The organism is Micromonospora pattaloongensis, assembly GCF_900107255.1.
GTDB classification, from domain to species: Bacteria; Actinomycetota; Actinomycetes; order Mycobacteriales; family Micromonosporaceae; genus Micromonospora_I; species Micromonospora_I pattaloongensis.
This window is the reverse complement of the sequence record NZ_FNPH01000005.1, coordinates 292,101-306,890: the sequence shown is the minus strand read 5'-3', so window position 1 is coordinate 306,890 and position 14,790 is coordinate 292,101. Positions and strand designations below refer to the sequence as shown.

Annotated in this window: 14 protein-coding genes and 1 tRNA gene; 4 read left to right on the top strand and 11 right to left on the bottom strand. The window is 69.8% G+C overall.

The window, feature by feature from the left end; translation table 11 throughout:
- The first annotated feature begins 200 nt into the window (after nt 1-200).
- Together BLW47_RS16360 and BLW47_RS25155 are read left to right on the top strand one after the other, a co-directional pair.
- Nucleotides 201-959, top strand: coding sequence for a class I SAM-dependent methyltransferase (locus BLW47_RS16360; RefSeq protein WP_091558186.1), 759 nt, complete (start codon nt 201-203; stop codon nt 957-959).
- Between the two features lie 164 nt (nt 960-1,123).
- Entirely contained in the window at nt 1,124-1,297 is a 174-nt protein-coding gene (locus BLW47_RS25155; protein WP_175543660.1) for a hypothetical protein, read from the top strand.
- 130 nt (nt 1,298-1,427) lie between these two features.
- On the opposite strand, the gene polA is transcribed toward BLW47_RS25155, so the two are convergent.
- From polA to BLW47_RS16305, 11 genes are all read right to left on the bottom strand, one after another.
- The gene (gene polA, locus BLW47_RS16355) at nt 1,428-4,115 is read right to left on the bottom strand and encodes a DNA polymerase I (protein WP_091557668.1); all 2,688 of its coding nucleotides are present in this window, start codon (nt 4,113-4,115) and stop codon (nt 1,428-1,430) included.
- A gap of 32 nt (nt 4,116-4,147) precedes the next feature.
- Entirely contained in the window at nt 4,148-4,606 is a 459-nt protein-coding gene (locus BLW47_RS16350) for a hypothetical protein (RefSeq protein WP_091557665.1), read from the bottom strand.
- 106 nt (nt 4,607-4,712) lie between these two features.
- Nucleotides 4,713-5,480 (bottom strand): amino acid ABC transporter ATP-binding protein, encoded by a 768-nt coding sequence (locus BLW47_RS16345; RefSeq protein ID WP_091557662.1) that lies wholly within the window; start codon nt 5,478-5,480, stop codon nt 4,713-4,715.
- On the bottom strand, nt 5,477-6,463 hold the full coding sequence (locus BLW47_RS16340; RefSeq protein WP_091557659.1) for an amino acid ABC transporter permease: 987 nt from the start codon (nt 6,461-6,463) through the stop codon (nt 5,477-5,479). The genes BLW47_RS16345 and BLW47_RS16340 overlap by 4 nt, the downstream gene beginning before the upstream one ends.
- Before the next feature lie 9 nt (nt 6,464-6,472).
- On the bottom strand, nt 6,473-7,381 hold the full coding sequence (locus BLW47_RS16335; RefSeq protein WP_091557655.1) for an ABC transporter substrate-binding protein: 909 nt from the start codon (nt 7,379-7,381) through the stop codon (nt 6,473-6,475).
- 36 nt (nt 7,382-7,417) lie between these two features.
- Nucleotides 7,418-8,128, bottom strand: a complete 711-nt coding sequence (locus BLW47_RS16330; RefSeq protein WP_091557651.1) for an ABC transporter ATP-binding protein — start codon at nt 8,126-8,128, stop codon at nt 7,418-7,420.
- Complete coding sequence (locus tag BLW47_RS16325; protein WP_425435411.1) at nt 8,118-8,945, bottom strand: ABC transporter ATP-binding protein; 828 nt, start codon at nt 8,943-8,945, stop codon at nt 8,118-8,120. Before BLW47_RS16325 ends, BLW47_RS16330 begins: the two co-directional genes overlap by 11 nt.
- Nucleotides 8,946-8,949: 4 nt before the next feature.
- On the bottom strand, nt 8,950-10,059 hold the full coding sequence (locus BLW47_RS16320) for a branched-chain amino acid ABC transporter permease (protein ID WP_091557643.1): 1,110 nt from the start codon (nt 10,057-10,059) through the stop codon (nt 8,950-8,952).
- Nucleotides 10,056-11,006, bottom strand: coding sequence for a branched-chain amino acid ABC transporter permease (locus BLW47_RS16315; RefSeq protein WP_091557639.1), 951 nt, complete (start codon nt 11,004-11,006; stop codon nt 10,056-10,058). The genes BLW47_RS16320 and BLW47_RS16315 overlap by 4 nt, the downstream gene beginning before the upstream one ends.
- Nucleotides 11,007-11,111: 105 nt before the next feature.
- Nucleotides 11,112-12,272, bottom strand: coding sequence for a branched-chain amino acid ABC transporter substrate-binding protein (locus BLW47_RS16310; RefSeq protein WP_091557636.1), 1,161 nt, complete (start codon nt 12,270-12,272; stop codon nt 11,112-11,114).
- 204 nt (nt 12,273-12,476) lie between these two features.
- Nucleotides 12,477-13,088 carry an ANTAR domain-containing response regulator gene (locus BLW47_RS16305; RefSeq protein WP_091557633.1) on the bottom strand — a complete coding sequence of 204 codons (612 nt, stop codon included), beginning with the start codon at nt 13,086-13,088 and terminating at the stop codon, nt 12,477-12,479.
- Between the two features lie 97 nt (nt 13,089-13,185).
- On the opposite strand from BLW47_RS16305, the gene BLW47_RS16300 reads away from it, so the two are divergent.
- Together BLW47_RS16300 and BLW47_RS16295 are read left to right on the top strand one after the other, a co-directional pair.
- Nucleotides 13,186-13,272 (top strand) — tRNA-Leu (locus tag BLW47_RS16300).
- 472 nt (nt 13,273-13,744) lie between these two features.
- Complete coding sequence (locus BLW47_RS16295) at nt 13,745-14,755, top strand: LLM class flavin-dependent oxidoreductase (RefSeq protein ID WP_175543659.1); 1,011 nt, start codon at nt 13,745-13,747, stop codon at nt 14,753-14,755.
- The last annotated feature ends 35 nt before the right edge of the window (nt 14,756-14,790 follow it).

The window sequence follows — 14,790 nt, the reverse complement described above, 5'->3', positions numbered from 1 at the left end:
CCGGGTTGCCACGGGAGAGTGCTTCTGAATCGCAGCAAAAGGCCTCTGCTGGGCGAAATGGGTGTCGCCGGGGTCACAGCGAACGGCCGCCGCACCGGGCCCGGGCGGCCCACCGTAGCGTGATCGCCGTGAACGACGAGGCGGTGGAGCCCGGCGGACCGGGCGTGACGCGCCGGCAGGTCAGTGACGCGCAGACCCGGATGGCGAGCCGGGGCTGGTGGGACCGGGACGCGGACGCCTACCAGGCCGAGCACGGGGCCTTTCTCGGCGACGTCGACTTCGTGTGGTGTCCGGAGGGGTTACGCGAGGCGGACGCCCGGCTGCTCGGCGACGTGCGCGGCCGGCGGGTGCTGGAGCTCGGCTGCGGCGCCGCGGCGGCCGGGCGGTGGCTGGCCCGCGAGGGGGCGCGGGTGGTCGCGCTGGACCTCTCCGCGGGGATGTTGCGGCACGCGGTGGCCGCCGCCGACCGATCCGGGGTACGCGTGCCGCTGGTCCAGGCCGACGCGCTGACGCTGCCCTTCCCCGACGCGGCGTTCGACACCGTCTGCACCGCCTTCGGCGCGGTGCCGTTCGTGTCCGACTCGGCCGCCGTGATGCGGGAGGTCTTCCGGGTACTGCGCCCCGGCGGCCGCTGGGTCTTCTCGGTGACCCACCCGATGCGCTGGATCTTCCTCGACGATCCCGGCGAGGGCGGCCTGGTCGCGGTCCACTCGTACTTCGACCGCCGGCCGTACGTCGAACACGACGCGCACGGCGTGCCCACCTACGTCGAACAGCACCGCACGCTCGGCGACCGGATCCGCGAGATCGTCGGCGCCGGCTTCGTGCTGCGCGACCTCATCGAGCCGGAGTGGCCCGAGGGTCACGAGCAGATCTGGGGGCAGTGGAGCCCGCTGCGCGGCCGGCTCTTCCCCGGCACCGCCATCTTCGTCGCCGACAAACCGAACGACGACGCGTGAACCGACGTGGTGGGCGCTGTGCCGATCGCCGAGATCGCGCCCCAGCCCGGTCAGTCACCATGCGTGATGACGCCGCAGCAAATCCGTAGTCGATCCGTGGTTGGTGCCATCCGCCCCGGGTATTCGATGGGCGAAGGCAGAACGCCATCACGGAGGTGAGATTAGTGAGCGACAGGAACGTGCGTTCGGTGCGGACCGGTGAGGTGCAGCAGCGCGCCCGCGAGGCCGGGATCCAGGATGTCGAGGCCAAGAACAAGGGCCAGCTGCTGGACGAGCTGAACGCCCGACAGCAGGGCGACGGTGGCCGCGGCGGTGGCGGTGGCGGTCGGCGCCGATAACGCATGAGACCGCGGTGGTTGGCAGGCGCCGAGGCTTCACAGCGGCCCGTCAGACCGACTCCCGCGAGGGCGGACGCCCCCACCTCCGGGGGCGTCCGTCACCCGTGACAGGCGGATCGCCGGCGAGGCGTTAGTGGTCCGCGCTGTTCCAGTCCGGGCCGAGCCCGACCGACACCTCGAGCGGCACCGAGAGCGGATACGCCCCGCCCATCTCGCGGCGCACCAGCGCCTCCAGCGCGTCCCGCTCCCCCGGCGCCATCTCGAAGATCAGCTCGTCGTGCACCTGCAGCAGCATCCGCGACCGCAGCCCCGACTCGCGCAGCGCGGCGTCGACGTGCAGCATCGCGACCTTGATGATGTCGGCGGCCGATCCCTGGATCGGCGCGTTGAGCGCCATCCGCTCGGCCATCTCGCGGCGCTGCCGGTTGTCGCTGACCAGGTCGGGCAGGTAACGCCGCCGCCCGAGGATCGTCTCGGTGAACCCGTCGTGCCGGGCCTGCTCCACGACCGTGCGCAGATAGTCGCGGATCCCGCCGAATCGTCCGAAGTAGTCCTCCATCAGCGCCCGCGCCTCCTCGGTGGAGATGCCGAGCTGCTGGGACAGGCCGAACGCGCTCAGCCCGTATGCCAGGCCGTAGTTCATGGCCTTGATCCGGCGGCGCTGCTCGCCGGTGACCTGCTCCACCGGCACCCCGAAAACGGACGAGGCGGTGGCGGCGTGGAAGTCCGCGCCGGAGTTGAACGCCGCGATCAGCCCCTCGTCGCCGGAGAGGTGCGCCATGATGCGCATCTCGATCTGGCTGTAGTCGGCGGTCATCAACGACTCGTACGCGGAACCGACCACGAAGGCGCGGCGGATGCGCCGTCCCTCCTCCGTGCGGATCGGGATGTTCTGCAGGTTCGGGTCGGTCGACGAGAGCCGGCCCGTCGCGGCCACCGTCTGGTTGAAGGTGGTGTGGATGCGCCCGTCCGGCGACACCGACTTGAGCAGACCGTCCACCGTGGACTTGAGTTTCGCGACGTCCCGATGCCGCAGCAGGTACTCCAGCACCGGATGCGGGTTCTGCGCGTACAACCACTGCAGCGCGTCCGCGTCCGTCGTGTAGCCGGTCTTGATCTTCTTGGTCTTGGGCAGGCCGAGCTCGGTGAAGAGAATCTCCTGCAGCTGCTTCGGCGAGCCGAGGTTGAACTCCCGACCGACCGCCTCGTACGCCCCCTGCGCCGCGGCCTTCACCTCGGCCGCGAAATGCGCCTCGAGCTCCGACAGGTAGTGCGTGTCGGCCGCGATCCCGACCCACTCCAGCCCGGCGAGCACCTCCACCAGCGGCAGCTCCACCTCGGCGAGCAGCCGCGCCGACTGCTCGCCGTCGCGGGACAGCTCCGCGTCGATGGCGTCGGCGAGATCCAGCGTCGCCCGCGCCCGCAGCATCAGGTTCTGCTCGGCCTCGCCGTCGTCGCCCAACCCGTCCAGCGTCAGCTGGCCGGTCTCCGGGGCGTCGACCCGCAGCTCGCGGTGCAGGTAGCGCAGAGCCAGATCGACCAGGTCGTACGAGCGCTGGTCGGGTCGGGCCAGGTAGGCGGCGAGGGCCGTGTCCCGGCCCACCCCGCGTAGCGTCCAGCCGTGCGCGGCGAATGCCAACCGGGCCGGCTTGCTGTCGTGCACCACCTTCGGCCGCTCCGGGTCGCCGAGCCAGCCCGCGACGGCGGCCTCGTCACCGGCGTCGAGACCCGCGGGATCGAACCACGCGGCGGTGCCGTCGGCGGTGGCCAGCGCGACCCCGGTCAACGACCCGGTGCCGCGGCCGAACGTGCCCGCGACCGCGACCCCGACCGGCACGCCGGGGCGGGCGTGCGCGGTCAGCCACGCCCCGATCCCGCCCGTCCGCAGGATCTCCCCCGCCAGCTCGAAGCCCGCCTCGGCCTCGGGCTCGACCGCCTCCAGGTACTGGTACAGCCGGTCGCGCAGGATCCGGAACTGCAGCGTGTCGAAGACCTGGTGCACCGCCTCGCGGTCCCAGCCGGCCCAACGGGCATCCTCCGGCCGCACCGGCAGCTCCAGGTCCGACACCAGGCAGTTGATCTCGAAGTTGCGGATCACGTCGGCCAGCCGCTCCCGCAGGCTGTCGCCGGCCTTGCCCTTGATCTCGTCGGCGTGCGCGATGACGCCCTCGAGGCCGCCGTACAGGTTGATCCACTTGGCGGCGGTCTTCGGGCCGACGCCGGGCACCCCGGGCAGGTTGTCGCTCGTCTCCCCCACCAGCGCGGCGAGGTGGCGGTAGTGGTCGGGACCGACGCCGTACTTGTCGGTGACCGCGGCGGGGTCCATCCGGGCCAGGTCGGAGACGCCCTTGCGCGGGTACAGCACGGTCACCCGGTCGCCGACGAGCTGGAACGCGTCACGGTCGCCCGTGCAGATCAGCACGTCCATGCCGGCGTCCCGCCCCTGCCAGGCCAAGGTGGCGATCACGTCGTCCGCCTCGTAGCCCTCCTTCTGCACCACGGGGATCCGCAGCGCCGCGAGCACCTCCTGCACCAGGCTCACCTGCCCGGCGAAGTCGGCCGGGCTCTCCGCGCGCCCCGCCTTGTACTCGGCGTACCGCTCCGTGCGGAACGACCGGCGCGACACGTCGAACGCGACCACGATGTGGGTGGGCCGCTCGTCCCGGAGCACGTTGATCAACATGGAGGTGAAGCCGTAGACCGCGTTCGTCGGCTGCCCCGTCGAGGTGGAGAAGTTCTCGACCGGAAGGGCGAAGAACGCCCGGTAGGCCAGGGAGTGGCCGTCGAGAAGGAGCAGGCGGGGCACGTTGTCGGTCACGTCAGACGACTCTAGTCCGTGACTCCGACAGGTCAGCACGCGACGCGGGTGACGGAGACCCGGGTGGTGCCGGTGATGCGGATCCACATGTCGCTGCCGGGAGCCTCGGTCCGCGGCTTCGCCACCGCGTCGCCGTAGTAGAAGGTCGTCCGGCAGCCACCGCGGACCATGAACGCGTCGACGTCGTAGTAGTACGCCGATTTGGCGCTCGAACTCTCGCCCAAGGCCAGCCAGGCGTCCGCCTCGCGCGCCGCCCAGCTGTCGTGGTTCTTCACGCACTCCAGCTCCGGGCCGACGAAACGCTGCAGCGCCGTCCAGCACCACTGGTTCGCGACCCGGATCGGCGCCGCACTGCCTTGGTTGACGACCGTGCCGCCGCAGCCGGGCGTGCCGCACGTCCCGGCCGCGGCCGGCGACGCGACGCCGACGACGGCGCCGACCGCCACCGCCGCGGCGGCGCCGACGGCCGCGAACATCTTCCGCGCCCTCATCCCATCCCACCCCGAGATCCGACCGGACCGTGTCGCGAGCGGTCCGGCGAGCCGGCCAGGGGATTCCCGCGCACGCGGCTTTCATGCCGCGGCACGGGGCGCGGGGCTAGAGGACCTTGCTCAGGAACGTCCGCGTGCGATCGTGCCGCGGGTTGCCGAGCACCTCGTCCGGCGCGCCGCTCTCCACCACCACGCCGCCGTCCATGAAGATCAACGAGTCGCCGACCTCGCGGGCGAAACCGATCTCGTGGGTGACCACGATCATCGTCATCCCGTCCCGCGCGAGGTCCTTCATCACGTCGAGCACCTCGCCGACCAGCTCCGGGTCGAGCGCGCTGGTGGGCTCGTCGAAGAGCATCAGCTTCGGCCGCATCGCCAGGGCCCGCGCGATCGCCACCCGCTGCTGCTGGCCGCCCGACAGCTGCCCCGGATAGTTGCCGATCTTGCTGGCCAGGCCCACCCGGTCGAGCAGCGCCGTCGCGCGTTCGCGCACCTCGGCACGCGACTCGCGGCGCACCCGCAGCGGCGCCTCCATCACGTTCTCCAGCGCCGTCATGTGTGGGAAGAGGTTGAACCGCTGGAACACCATGCCGATCGACCGGCGCTGCGCGGCGACCTCCTTCTCGCGCATCTCGTACAGCTTGCCGCCGCGCTCGCGGTACCCCACCAGCTCGCCGTCGACCCAGATCCGGCCGGCGTTGATCTTCTCCAGGTGGTTGATGCAGCGCAGGAACGTCGACTTGCCGGAGCCGGAGGGGCCGATGACGCACGAGACCTCGCCGGGCCGCACCGCCAGGTCGACGCCCTTGAGCACCTCCAGCGGGCCGAACGACTTGTGTACGTTCTCCGCCCGCACCATCAACTCGTCGCTCATCCGACGGCCCCCGTTCCGCCACCGCCGCCGCCCTGCTCAGCCGCGAAGCCGCGCAGCTTCATCCGCGCCCGAGCCTGCTGTCCGTACCCGCGCGAGAAGTGCCGCTCCAGGAAGTACTGCCCGACCAGCAGCACGCTGGTGAGCAGCAGGTACCACAGGCAGGCGGCGACGTACATCGGGAAGATCTGGAACGTGCGCTTGCCGACCGCGTCGAGCTGGAAGAACAACTCCATCGAGACCGGCACGTACAGCAGCAGCGACGTGTCCTTGAGCATGGCGATCGTCTCGTTGCCGGTCGGCGGGATGATCACACGCATCGCCTGTGGCAGCACCACCCGGCGCAGCGTCTGCCCCCGGCTCATGCCGAGAGCCGTCGCCGCCTCGGCCTGCCCCCCTTCGACGGACTGGATGCCGGCGCGCACGATCTCGGCCATGTAGGCGGCCTCGGAGAGCGCCAGCCCCAGCAGCCCCGCCATGAACCCGGTCAGCACATCGCGGGAGGTGAAACCGAACGCCCGCAGCTCCAGGTTGTCGATGCCGAAGAGCCGGCCGATCTGCGTGTCGAAGGGCACGCCGAACTCGATCCGGCTCCACAGGATGCCGAGGTTGCCGAAGACGGCCAACAGCACCAGCCGGGGCACCGCCCGGAAGAACCAGGTGTACAACCAGGCCACCGCGCGCAGGATCGGGTTGTCGGACAACCGCATGACCGCGATCACGACGCCCAGCGTGACGCCGAGGAGCATGGCGCAGATCGTCATCACGACGGTGCCGCGCACCAGCCCCTCGATGATCGGCGGGCGGAACATGTTGTCGACCATGAAGGCCCACTGGAACGCGTCGTTCGTGACCAGCATGTGCACGAACATCGCGGTCAGCACGGCCAGCACGGCCACCGCCAGCCAGCGGCCGGGGTGCCGCACGGGCACGGCCCTGATGGGTTCAGGCCGTGCCCGTTCGGTTGTCGCTTCGGTGATCGTCATCGAATTCGATCAGGGGTTGATGGCGGGATCGGTGATCGCGCCGCCCTGCACCTTCCACTTCTCGAGGATGGTCTTGTACGAGCCGTCCGTGATCAGCGCCTTCACGGCGTCGCGGACCGCCTCGGCGAACGCCGTCTGGTCCTTGTCGACGACGTAGCCGTACGGCGCCGCCTCGTACTGGTCGCCCAGCAGATCCAGCTGCCCGTTGGACTGCGTCACCGCGTACACCCCGACCGGGTAGTCGGCGAGCATCGCGTCGTCCTTGCCGGACACGACCGCGGCCGTCGCCTGGTCCTGGCCGGGGTATTGGTCGATCGTGATGGCCGGCTTGCCGGCGTCGGTGCAGGCCTTGGACCGCTTGGTGATGTCCTCGACCTGCACGGTGTCCTTCTGGACCGCGATCTTCTTGCCGCAGGCGTTGTCGATCGCGATGCCGGCCGGGTTGCCCTTCTTGGTCGCCCACTGGGTGCCGACCTGGAAGTAGCTCACCATCTGCGCGGCGGCCTTGCGCTCGTCGTTGACGGTGAACGACGAGACGCCGATCTCGTACTTGCCGGTGTCGACGCCGGGGATGATGTCGCCGAACGGCGCGGAGACGAACTCGGCCTTCAGGCCGAGCTTGCCGGCGACCGCCGTGAACAGGTCGACGTCGAACCCGATCACCGTCTTGCCGTCGGTGTCCAGGAACTCGGCGGGCGCGTACGTCGAGTCCGTGCCAACCACGATCTTGCCGTCCGACTTGATGGCGTCCGGCACCTTGCCGGCCAGCGCCGCGTCGACCGACGTGGCCACGCTCGCGCCCCCGCCCGGCTGGTCCGTGGCCTCCTTCTCGCCGCAGGCGGTGAGGGAGAGCGCCAGTGCCGCGGCACCGGCGAGTCCGAGTGCGGCGCGACGGCCGCGGTTATTCGCGATAAACATTCGTGTCCTCCAGGGTTGCCCAACGTACCCGACGGGCTACGCCACGCCCAGGTAGGCCTCTTTGACGGCCGGGTCGTGCAGCAGCTCCTGCCCGGTGCCGCTCTTGACGATCCGCCCGGTCTCGAGGACGTACGCCCGATGTGCCCGCGAGAGCGCCTGCTGGGCGTTCTGCTCCACCAGCAGCACCGTCGTGCCCTGCTGGTTGATTTCCGTGATGATCGAGAAGATCTGCTGGATCAGCATCGGCGCGAGCCCCATCGACGGCTCGTCGAGCAGCAGCAGCTTCGGCCGGCTCATCAGCGCCCGCCCGACCGCGAGCATCTGCTGCTCGCCGCCGGAGAGGGTGCCGCCCGGCTGCTTGCGCCGCTCCCGCAGCCGCGGGAACAGCTCCAGCACCCGTTCCAGGTCGGCGTTGATGCCCGCGCGGTCGCGTCGGGTGTAGGCCCCCATGTCGAGGTTCTCCAGCACCGTCATGCCGGGGAAGATCCCCCGCCCCTCCGGCGCCTGGCACAGCCCGCGCCGCACCCGCAGATCGGCGCGGAGCTTCGAGATGTCCTCGCCCTCGAACCTGATGCTGCCGGACGCGATCGGCCGGATCCCGGAGATCGCCCGCATGGTGGTGGACTTGCCGGCGCCGTTCGCGCCGATCAGCGCCACCACCTCGCCCTCGTTGACCGTCAGGCTGATGCCGTGCAGCGCCTGGATCCGCCCGTAGAGCAGGCTGACATTGTCGATCTCAAGCAGCATCGTCCGGCACTCCCAGGTAGGCCGCGATCACCTTCGGGTTCTCCCGCACCTCGGCGGGGAGCCCTTCGGCGATCTTCTTTCCGAACTCCAGCACCACGATCCGGTCGGTGACACCCATCACCAGCCGCATGTCGTGCTCGATGAGCAGCACCGTGATCCCCCGGTCCCGGATCTGCCGGATGAGCTGCAGCAGCTCCTCCTTCTCCGCCGGGTTGAAGCCGGCGGCCGGCTCGTCCAAACAGAGCAGCACCGGGTCGGTGGCGAGCGCCCGGGCGATCTCCAGCCGCCGCTGCTCGCCGTACGACAGGTTGCGGGCCGTCTCGTGCATCCGGTGGGCGATGCCGACGAACTCCAGCAGCCGCTCGGCCTTTTCGATGCCCTCGCGCTCCTCGCGCCAGTGCCGCGGCAGCCGGAACAGCGCCGAGATGACGCTGGTCTTGTGGTGCGCGTCCGCGCCCACCTGCACGTTCTCCAGCGCGGTCATCTCGGGGAAGAGCCGGATGTTCTGGAACGTCCGCGCCATTCCCATCTGGGTGATCTGGTGCTTCTTCCGGCCGCTGATCCGCTCGCCACGGAACCGGATCTCACCCTGCGTCGGCCGGTAGATGCCGGTCATCGCGTTGAAGCAGGTGGTCTTTCCGGCGCCGTTCGGCCCGATCAGCCCGAGGATCTCGCCCTTGTAGAGGGTGAAGTCCACGTTGTCCAGTGCGACGACACCGCCGAAGCGCAGCGTGACGTTGTCCACTTCGAGCAGCGGCTCCCGGCCGCCCCCGGCCGGAACCGCCGCGCTCTCGTCCTGCGGGGCGTCGGTCTGCACGGTCTCACTCACCGACGATCACCTCCTTGCGGCGGTCCTTGAACTCCGCCGCCCGTCGTCGGTTCGGGATCAGGCCCTGCGGCCGGAAGATCATCATCACGACGAGCACCAGGCCGAAGACGAGGAACCGGTACTCGTACAGCTCGATGCCGAACAGCTCGATGCTGCGGAACCGCTCGATCATGTACGCCACGAGGCCGCCGCCGACGATCGCGCCGACGATGTTGCCGGACCCGCCGAAGATCACCGCCGCCAGAATGATGATCGAGTTCAGCAGCTCGAAGTTCTGCGAGTTGACGAAGTTCTGCTTGCCCGCGAAGAGCGCGCCCGCCAGGCCGGCGACCGCCGCGCCCGACGCGAACGCCCAGAGCTTGAACTTGAACGTCGGCACGCCCATCAGCTGCGCGGCGTCCTCGTCCTCCCGGATCGACACCCAGGCCCGGCCGACCCGGCTGCGGGTCAGGTTCCGCACCCCGATCACCACGAGAATGATCAAAGTCAGCACCAGCCAGTAGTACGGCCGGGCGTCGAGCACGCCGAAGACCGGCTTGCCGTCGGCGTACTGCCCCGGCGGGTGCGGGATCTGGTTGAAGCCGCGCTGTCCCTTCAGGAACTCCGAGCTCACCGCCGCGATCCGGATCATCTCGGCGAAGCCGAGCGTCACGATCGCCAGGTAGTCGCCGCGCAGCCGCAGGGTGGGCGTACCCAGCATCACGCCCGAGACCATGGTCAGCGCGATCGCGATCGGCACCACGAGCAGCCAGGGCCACAGGGTCTTGATGTCGCTGCTCGGCGACGTCAGCACCGCGACGGTGTACGCGCCGACGGCGAAGAAGCCGAAGTAGCCGAGGTCGAGCAGGCCGGCGAAACCGACCACGATGTTCAACCCGACGGCCAGCAGCACGTAGATCGAGATGGTGAACAGCACCTGCGTGAAGTTCGCGCCCGGGGTCGGGATCGGCCCGAGGTACTGGTAGAACTCCTTGTTCGGCAGCGCGTAGAAGAACACGATCACCGCGGCCAGCAGCGCCCAGCGCACCCAGCGCGGCGCGCCGCGCCACCGTTCCCCGACCGCCTGGCGGCCGGAGTGCACCCTTTCCAGGATGGTCGTCATGCCCGCGCCCTCCCCAGCGACTCACCCAGCAGACCGGTCGGCCGGAACATCAGCAGCACGACCAGCACCGCGAAGGCGGCGAAGTCCTTCCAGTTCGTCCCGAACACCGCCGAGGCGTAGTTCTCCACCAGGCCCAGCAGCAGACCGCCGAGGAGCGCGCCGCGCAGGTTGCCGATGCCGCCGAGCACCGCGGCGGTGAACGCCTTGAGCCCCAGCAGGAAGCCGACGCTGTACGTCAGCGTCTGGATCCGCACGTCGTAGAGCAGACCGGCGACGCCCGCCATCGCCCCACCGACGACGAAGACCATCAGGATGATCCGGTCCTTGTTCACGCCCATCAGCGCGGCGGTGTTCGGGTCCTGGGCCACGGCCCGGATGCCCCGGCCTACGCGGCTGCGGTTGATGAACATGTCCAGCAGGATCATCATCAGCAGCGCCCCGCCGATGGTCAGCAGCTGCACCGGGTTGATCGGCACGCCGAAGACGTGGAAGAGCGGATCCTGGCTCACCAGGCGCGGCCCGCTCTCCGGCAGGCGGCGGGTGTAGATGCCGAACGCCTCCGAGATGGCGATCGAGGCGCCGATCGCGGTGATCAGGAAGGCCAGTGGCGGCGCGTTGCGCTTGCGCAGCGGCCGGTAGGCCACCCGCTCCACCACCGTCGCCGTCGCGGCCGAGGCCAGCGCGGCGACGAGCATCGCGATCAGCAGATAGAACACGATCGCGCCGAAGCCGGTCACGTTCGAGTCCTGGTTGAGGCCGAAGGCGCCCCAGGTCCAGATGGCCGCGAACGCCCCGGCGATGAAGACCTCGGAGTGCGCAAAGTTGATCAGTCGTAGCACGCCGTAGACCAGCGTGTAGCCGAGCGCCACGAGCGCGTAGATCGCGCCGATCGTCAGGCCGGTCGTGGTGAGTTCCCCGAAATTGGAGAAGAGTTCGTTGAAGTCCAAGGAGGGTGCTCCATCAGGCTTGGAAAGACGGAGGTGCGGCCGGGAGCTGCTCCCGGCCGCACCCGCGATCACACAGCTACTACCGCCCAGCGGGAAGCCGGCCGGTCACGCCTTCGGGATCTCCTGGTCCGGCACGACCTTGCCGCCCTGGACCTTGAACGCCCAGACCTTGACCTCGGCCGGGTCCAGCTCGCCGGTCTCGGTGAACTTGTAGTTCGCCGCGACACCCTCGCCGGTGTAGCCCTTCACGAACTCGAGCATCGCCGGACGCGTCGCCTTGCCCGCCTTGATGCCGGCGAGCAGGATGTTCGCCGCGTCGAAGGCGGTGTCGCTGTAGGTGCCCGGGTCGGTGCCGTGCAGCGCCTTGTAGTCCGCCGCGAACGTGCCGCGGGCCTCGGTGGCCGGCGCGCACGGGCAGGTCAGGATCGTGCCCTCGGCCGCGGCCTGACCGGCGGAGTTGATGTACGCGGGGTCGTTGACGCCGTCGCCGGCCACCAGCACGGCCTTGACCCCGGCAGCGGTGAGCTGCTTGCGGATCAGGCCCGCCTCCTGGTAGTAGCCACCGTAGAAGACGGCGGTGGCGCCGGAGGACTTGACGCGGGTGACCGTGGCGGAGAAGTCGGTCTGCTTGCCCTCGCCCTGCACCTTGTCGTTGCCGGCGACCGCGGCGCCGAGGACCTTCTTGACCTCGTCGGCCAGGCCCGCGCCGTACGCGGACTGGTCGTCGATGACGAAGACCTTCTCCGCCTTGAGCACGTCCTTGATGTACCGTCCGGCCGCCGGCCCCTGGCTCAGGTCGTTGCCGACCACCCGGAAGAAGGTCTTCCAGTTCTGGTCGGCGAGGCTCGGCCGGGTCGCGGACGCGGTCAGGTGCACCAGCCCGGCCTCGGAGAAGAGCGGGTTCGCGGCCTCGGACTCACCCGAGTACGCCGGGCCGACGATGCCGACGATCTTCTCGTCGTCGATCGCCTTCTGGGCCAGCTGCGGCGCCTGGTCCGGGCTGCCCTGCGAGTCCAGCGGCACCAGCTCGACCTTGCAGTCGGCGTTCTCCTTGTTGTACTTATCGACGGCGAGCTTCACGCCGTTGTTCTCGTTGATGCCCAGCGCCGCCGAGCTGCCGGTCAACGCGCCAAAGAATGCGATCTTGCTGCCACAAGAGTCGCCACCAGCCGTGTCGTCGCCGCCGCCGCTGCTGCAGGCCGCGGCGCCGGTGACGAGCGCCATCAGGGCGACGCCACCGAGCACGCGTGCGAGCTTCTGCCTCAAGGCTCGAACCCCTCCTCCGTCCAGGCCCCGTGCCACCCACCGCCGATTGGCTCTTGCAGGTGCGACGAAGCTGACCGTGAACCGGTCTTGGGGCGGGACGTTATCCCACCGGCGAGGGTGCCCGTAAGGTCTGAACAGCGGCGTTGGCTAAACCGTTACGTACGATGCGCCTATCAATGACGTTGCTGTAACAGACATCTAACATTATCCCTGGCCAGACGGGCTGGGCGTCTCCGTCAAGATCCGTTCGGCCACTTCCCGCATGGTCATCCGGTGGTCCATCGCCATCCGCTGGATCCACTTGAACGCCTGTGGCTCGGTCATGCCGTACGTGGTCATCAGCGCCCCCTTGGCCCGCTCCACCACCTTGCGGGTCTCCAACCGGTCGGTCAGGCCCGCGACCTCGGACTCCAGGGTCGCGATCTCCGCGTACCGCGACAGCGCGATCTCGATCGCCGGCACCAGGTCACTCTTCTGGAACGGCTTCACCAGGTACGCCATCGCGCCCGCCGCCCGCGCCCGCTCCACCAGGTCCCGCTGACTGAACGCGGTCAGGATGATCACCGGGGCGATCCGGGCGCCGGCGATCCGCTCCGCGGCGGCGAGCCCGTCCATGATCGGCATCTTGATGTCGAGGATCACCAGGTCCGGCTTGAGCTCCTCGGCCAGCCGCACCGCCGTCTCGCCGTCGGCGGCCTCGCCCACGACGTCGTAGCCCTCCTCGGCGAGCATCTCCGCCAGGTCGAGCCGGATCAACGCCTCGTCCTCGGCGATCAGCACCCGCCTGCGCTCGGCACCCGCCTGCGTCTCGGCCACGAACCCCTACCCCCCACACCTGTCCTGAACCAGCACCACCAATGCTTACGCATGAGACTAGTCGGGTACAGTGGGCCGCATCCTTCGGGATGGCTACGCCGGGATGATGGAATCGGCAGACATGAATGCCTCAAAAGCATTTGCCCGAAAGGGCGTGCGGGTTCGAGTCCCGCTCCCGGCACCAGCTTTGTTCTACAACGGCACCTGACCGAACCTCGTCGACGCCCGCAAGGCGGCGATGCGCGCCGCATTGGCGGCCACCGCGCCGCGGGTTCGCCAAGCAGGGCCGTGTCGGCATGCGGAGCTACGCGGAGCACCGGTGCCGGTCTACGCCCCCGCCCCGCACCGGCACAAAGCACGACCGGCCGATCCTGCCGACCGACCGGCAACGGGAGTTAGCGGCCGCCCATCCGGGGCATTTAGTTGGACGCGACAAGGTCTGGCGTCTATCCGCGTTACATGTTCACCACCGAGTCGCGCGACATCATGGGGCCCTGCCGGTGGGGCGTGACCTGGTCGGCGTCGAGTGGCGGATGAACCGGCGCAACTCGCCGTCGGTGGCGAAACGGAACTGGGTCGCCGCGCTGGACCGGCACGTCGGGCCGAAATCGTGACGGGCCGGAAGAAACCACGTCCGAACCAGGTTGGAGGAGCGTGTGATCAACGTACCGCTCTCTGTTCTCGACCTCGCGCCGGTCGCGGCCGGCGCCCCCGTCGGTGAGGCCCTGCGCCACACCACCGAGCTGGCCCGCCGCACCGAGCAGCTCGGCTACCACCGCTTCTGGGTGGCCGAGCACCACAACATGCCCTCCATCGCCTCGTCCGCGCCGGCAGTGCTGATCGCGCACCTGGCCGCCGCCACCGCGACGATGCGGATCGGCTCGGGCGGGGTGATGCTGCCCAACCACGCGCCGCTGGTGGTGGCCGAGCAGTTCGGCACGCTGGAGGCGCTGCATCCGGGCCGCATCGACCTGGGGATCGGGCGCGCACCGGGCACGGACCAGGCGACGGCGCTGGCGCTGCGCCGGACGATGGAGGGGCTGTCGGCGGAGGGGTTCCCGCAGGAGCTGGCGGATCTGATCGGCTACTTCGCCGGTGACCCGCGGTTGCGGATCACCGCGACGCCGGGGCGCGGGGACATGCCGGGCGTCTGGCTGCTGGGGTCGAGCGGGTTCAGCGCGCAGCTGGCCGGGATGCTTGGGCTGCCGTTCTCGTTCGCCCACCACTTCAGTTCGGAGAACACGCTGCCGGCGCTGGCGCTGTACCGGCAGCATTTCCGGCCGTCGCGGTGGCTGGAGCGGCCGTACGCGATGGTGGCCGTGAACGTCATCTGCGCGGAGACCGACGAGCGCGCGGAGTGGCTGGCCGGACCGAGCGCGCTGTCGTTCCTGAAGCTGCGGGCGGGGCGCCCGGAGCCGCTGGTGTCGCCCGAGGAGGCGGCGGCGTACCCGTACAACGACCTGGAGCGCGAGTTCGTGCTGAGCCGCCGTGAGGGGCAGGCCATGGGGTCGCCGGAGACGGTGCGGCGGCAGCTGGAGGAGCTGTCGGCGCGCACGAAGGCGGACGAGTTGATGCTGACCACGATGGTGTACGACGTCGGCGACCGGGTGCGTTCGTTCGAGCTGGTCGCGGAGAAGGTGGTGGGCGGGCTGCGCCGCCCGGAGTGAGCCGGCGGACGGCCCCTGGCCGATGCGGAGCCAGG

Coding starts and splice junctions, on each gene's coding strand:
- BLW47_RS16345 (WP_091557662.1), bottom strand. CDS start 5,480: ATGAGCGACGAGTTGATGGTGCGGGCGGAGAACGTACACAAGTCGTTC.
- BLW47_RS16330 (WP_091557651.1), bottom strand. CDS start 8,128: ATGCTGCTTGAGATCGACAATGTCAGCCTGCTCTACGGGCGGATCCAG.
- BLW47_RS16350 (WP_091557665.1), bottom strand. CDS start 4,606: ATGAGGGCGCGGAAGATGTTCGCGGCCGTCGGCGCCGCCGCGGCGGTG.
- BLW47_RS16360 (WP_091558186.1), top strand. CDS start 201: ATGGCGAGCCGGGGCTGGTGGGACCGGGACGCGGACGCCTACCAGGCC.
- BLW47_RS16320 (WP_091557643.1), bottom strand. CDS start 10,059: ATGACGACCATCCTGGAAAGGGTGCACTCCGGCCGCCAGGCGGTCGGG.
- BLW47_RS16335 (WP_091557655.1), bottom strand. CDS start 7,381: ATGTTTATCGCGAATAACCGCGGCCGTCGCGCCGCACTCGGACTCGCC.
- BLW47_RS16340 (WP_091557659.1), bottom strand. CDS start 6,463: ATGACGATCACCGAAGCGACAACCGAACGGGCACGGCCTGAACCCATC.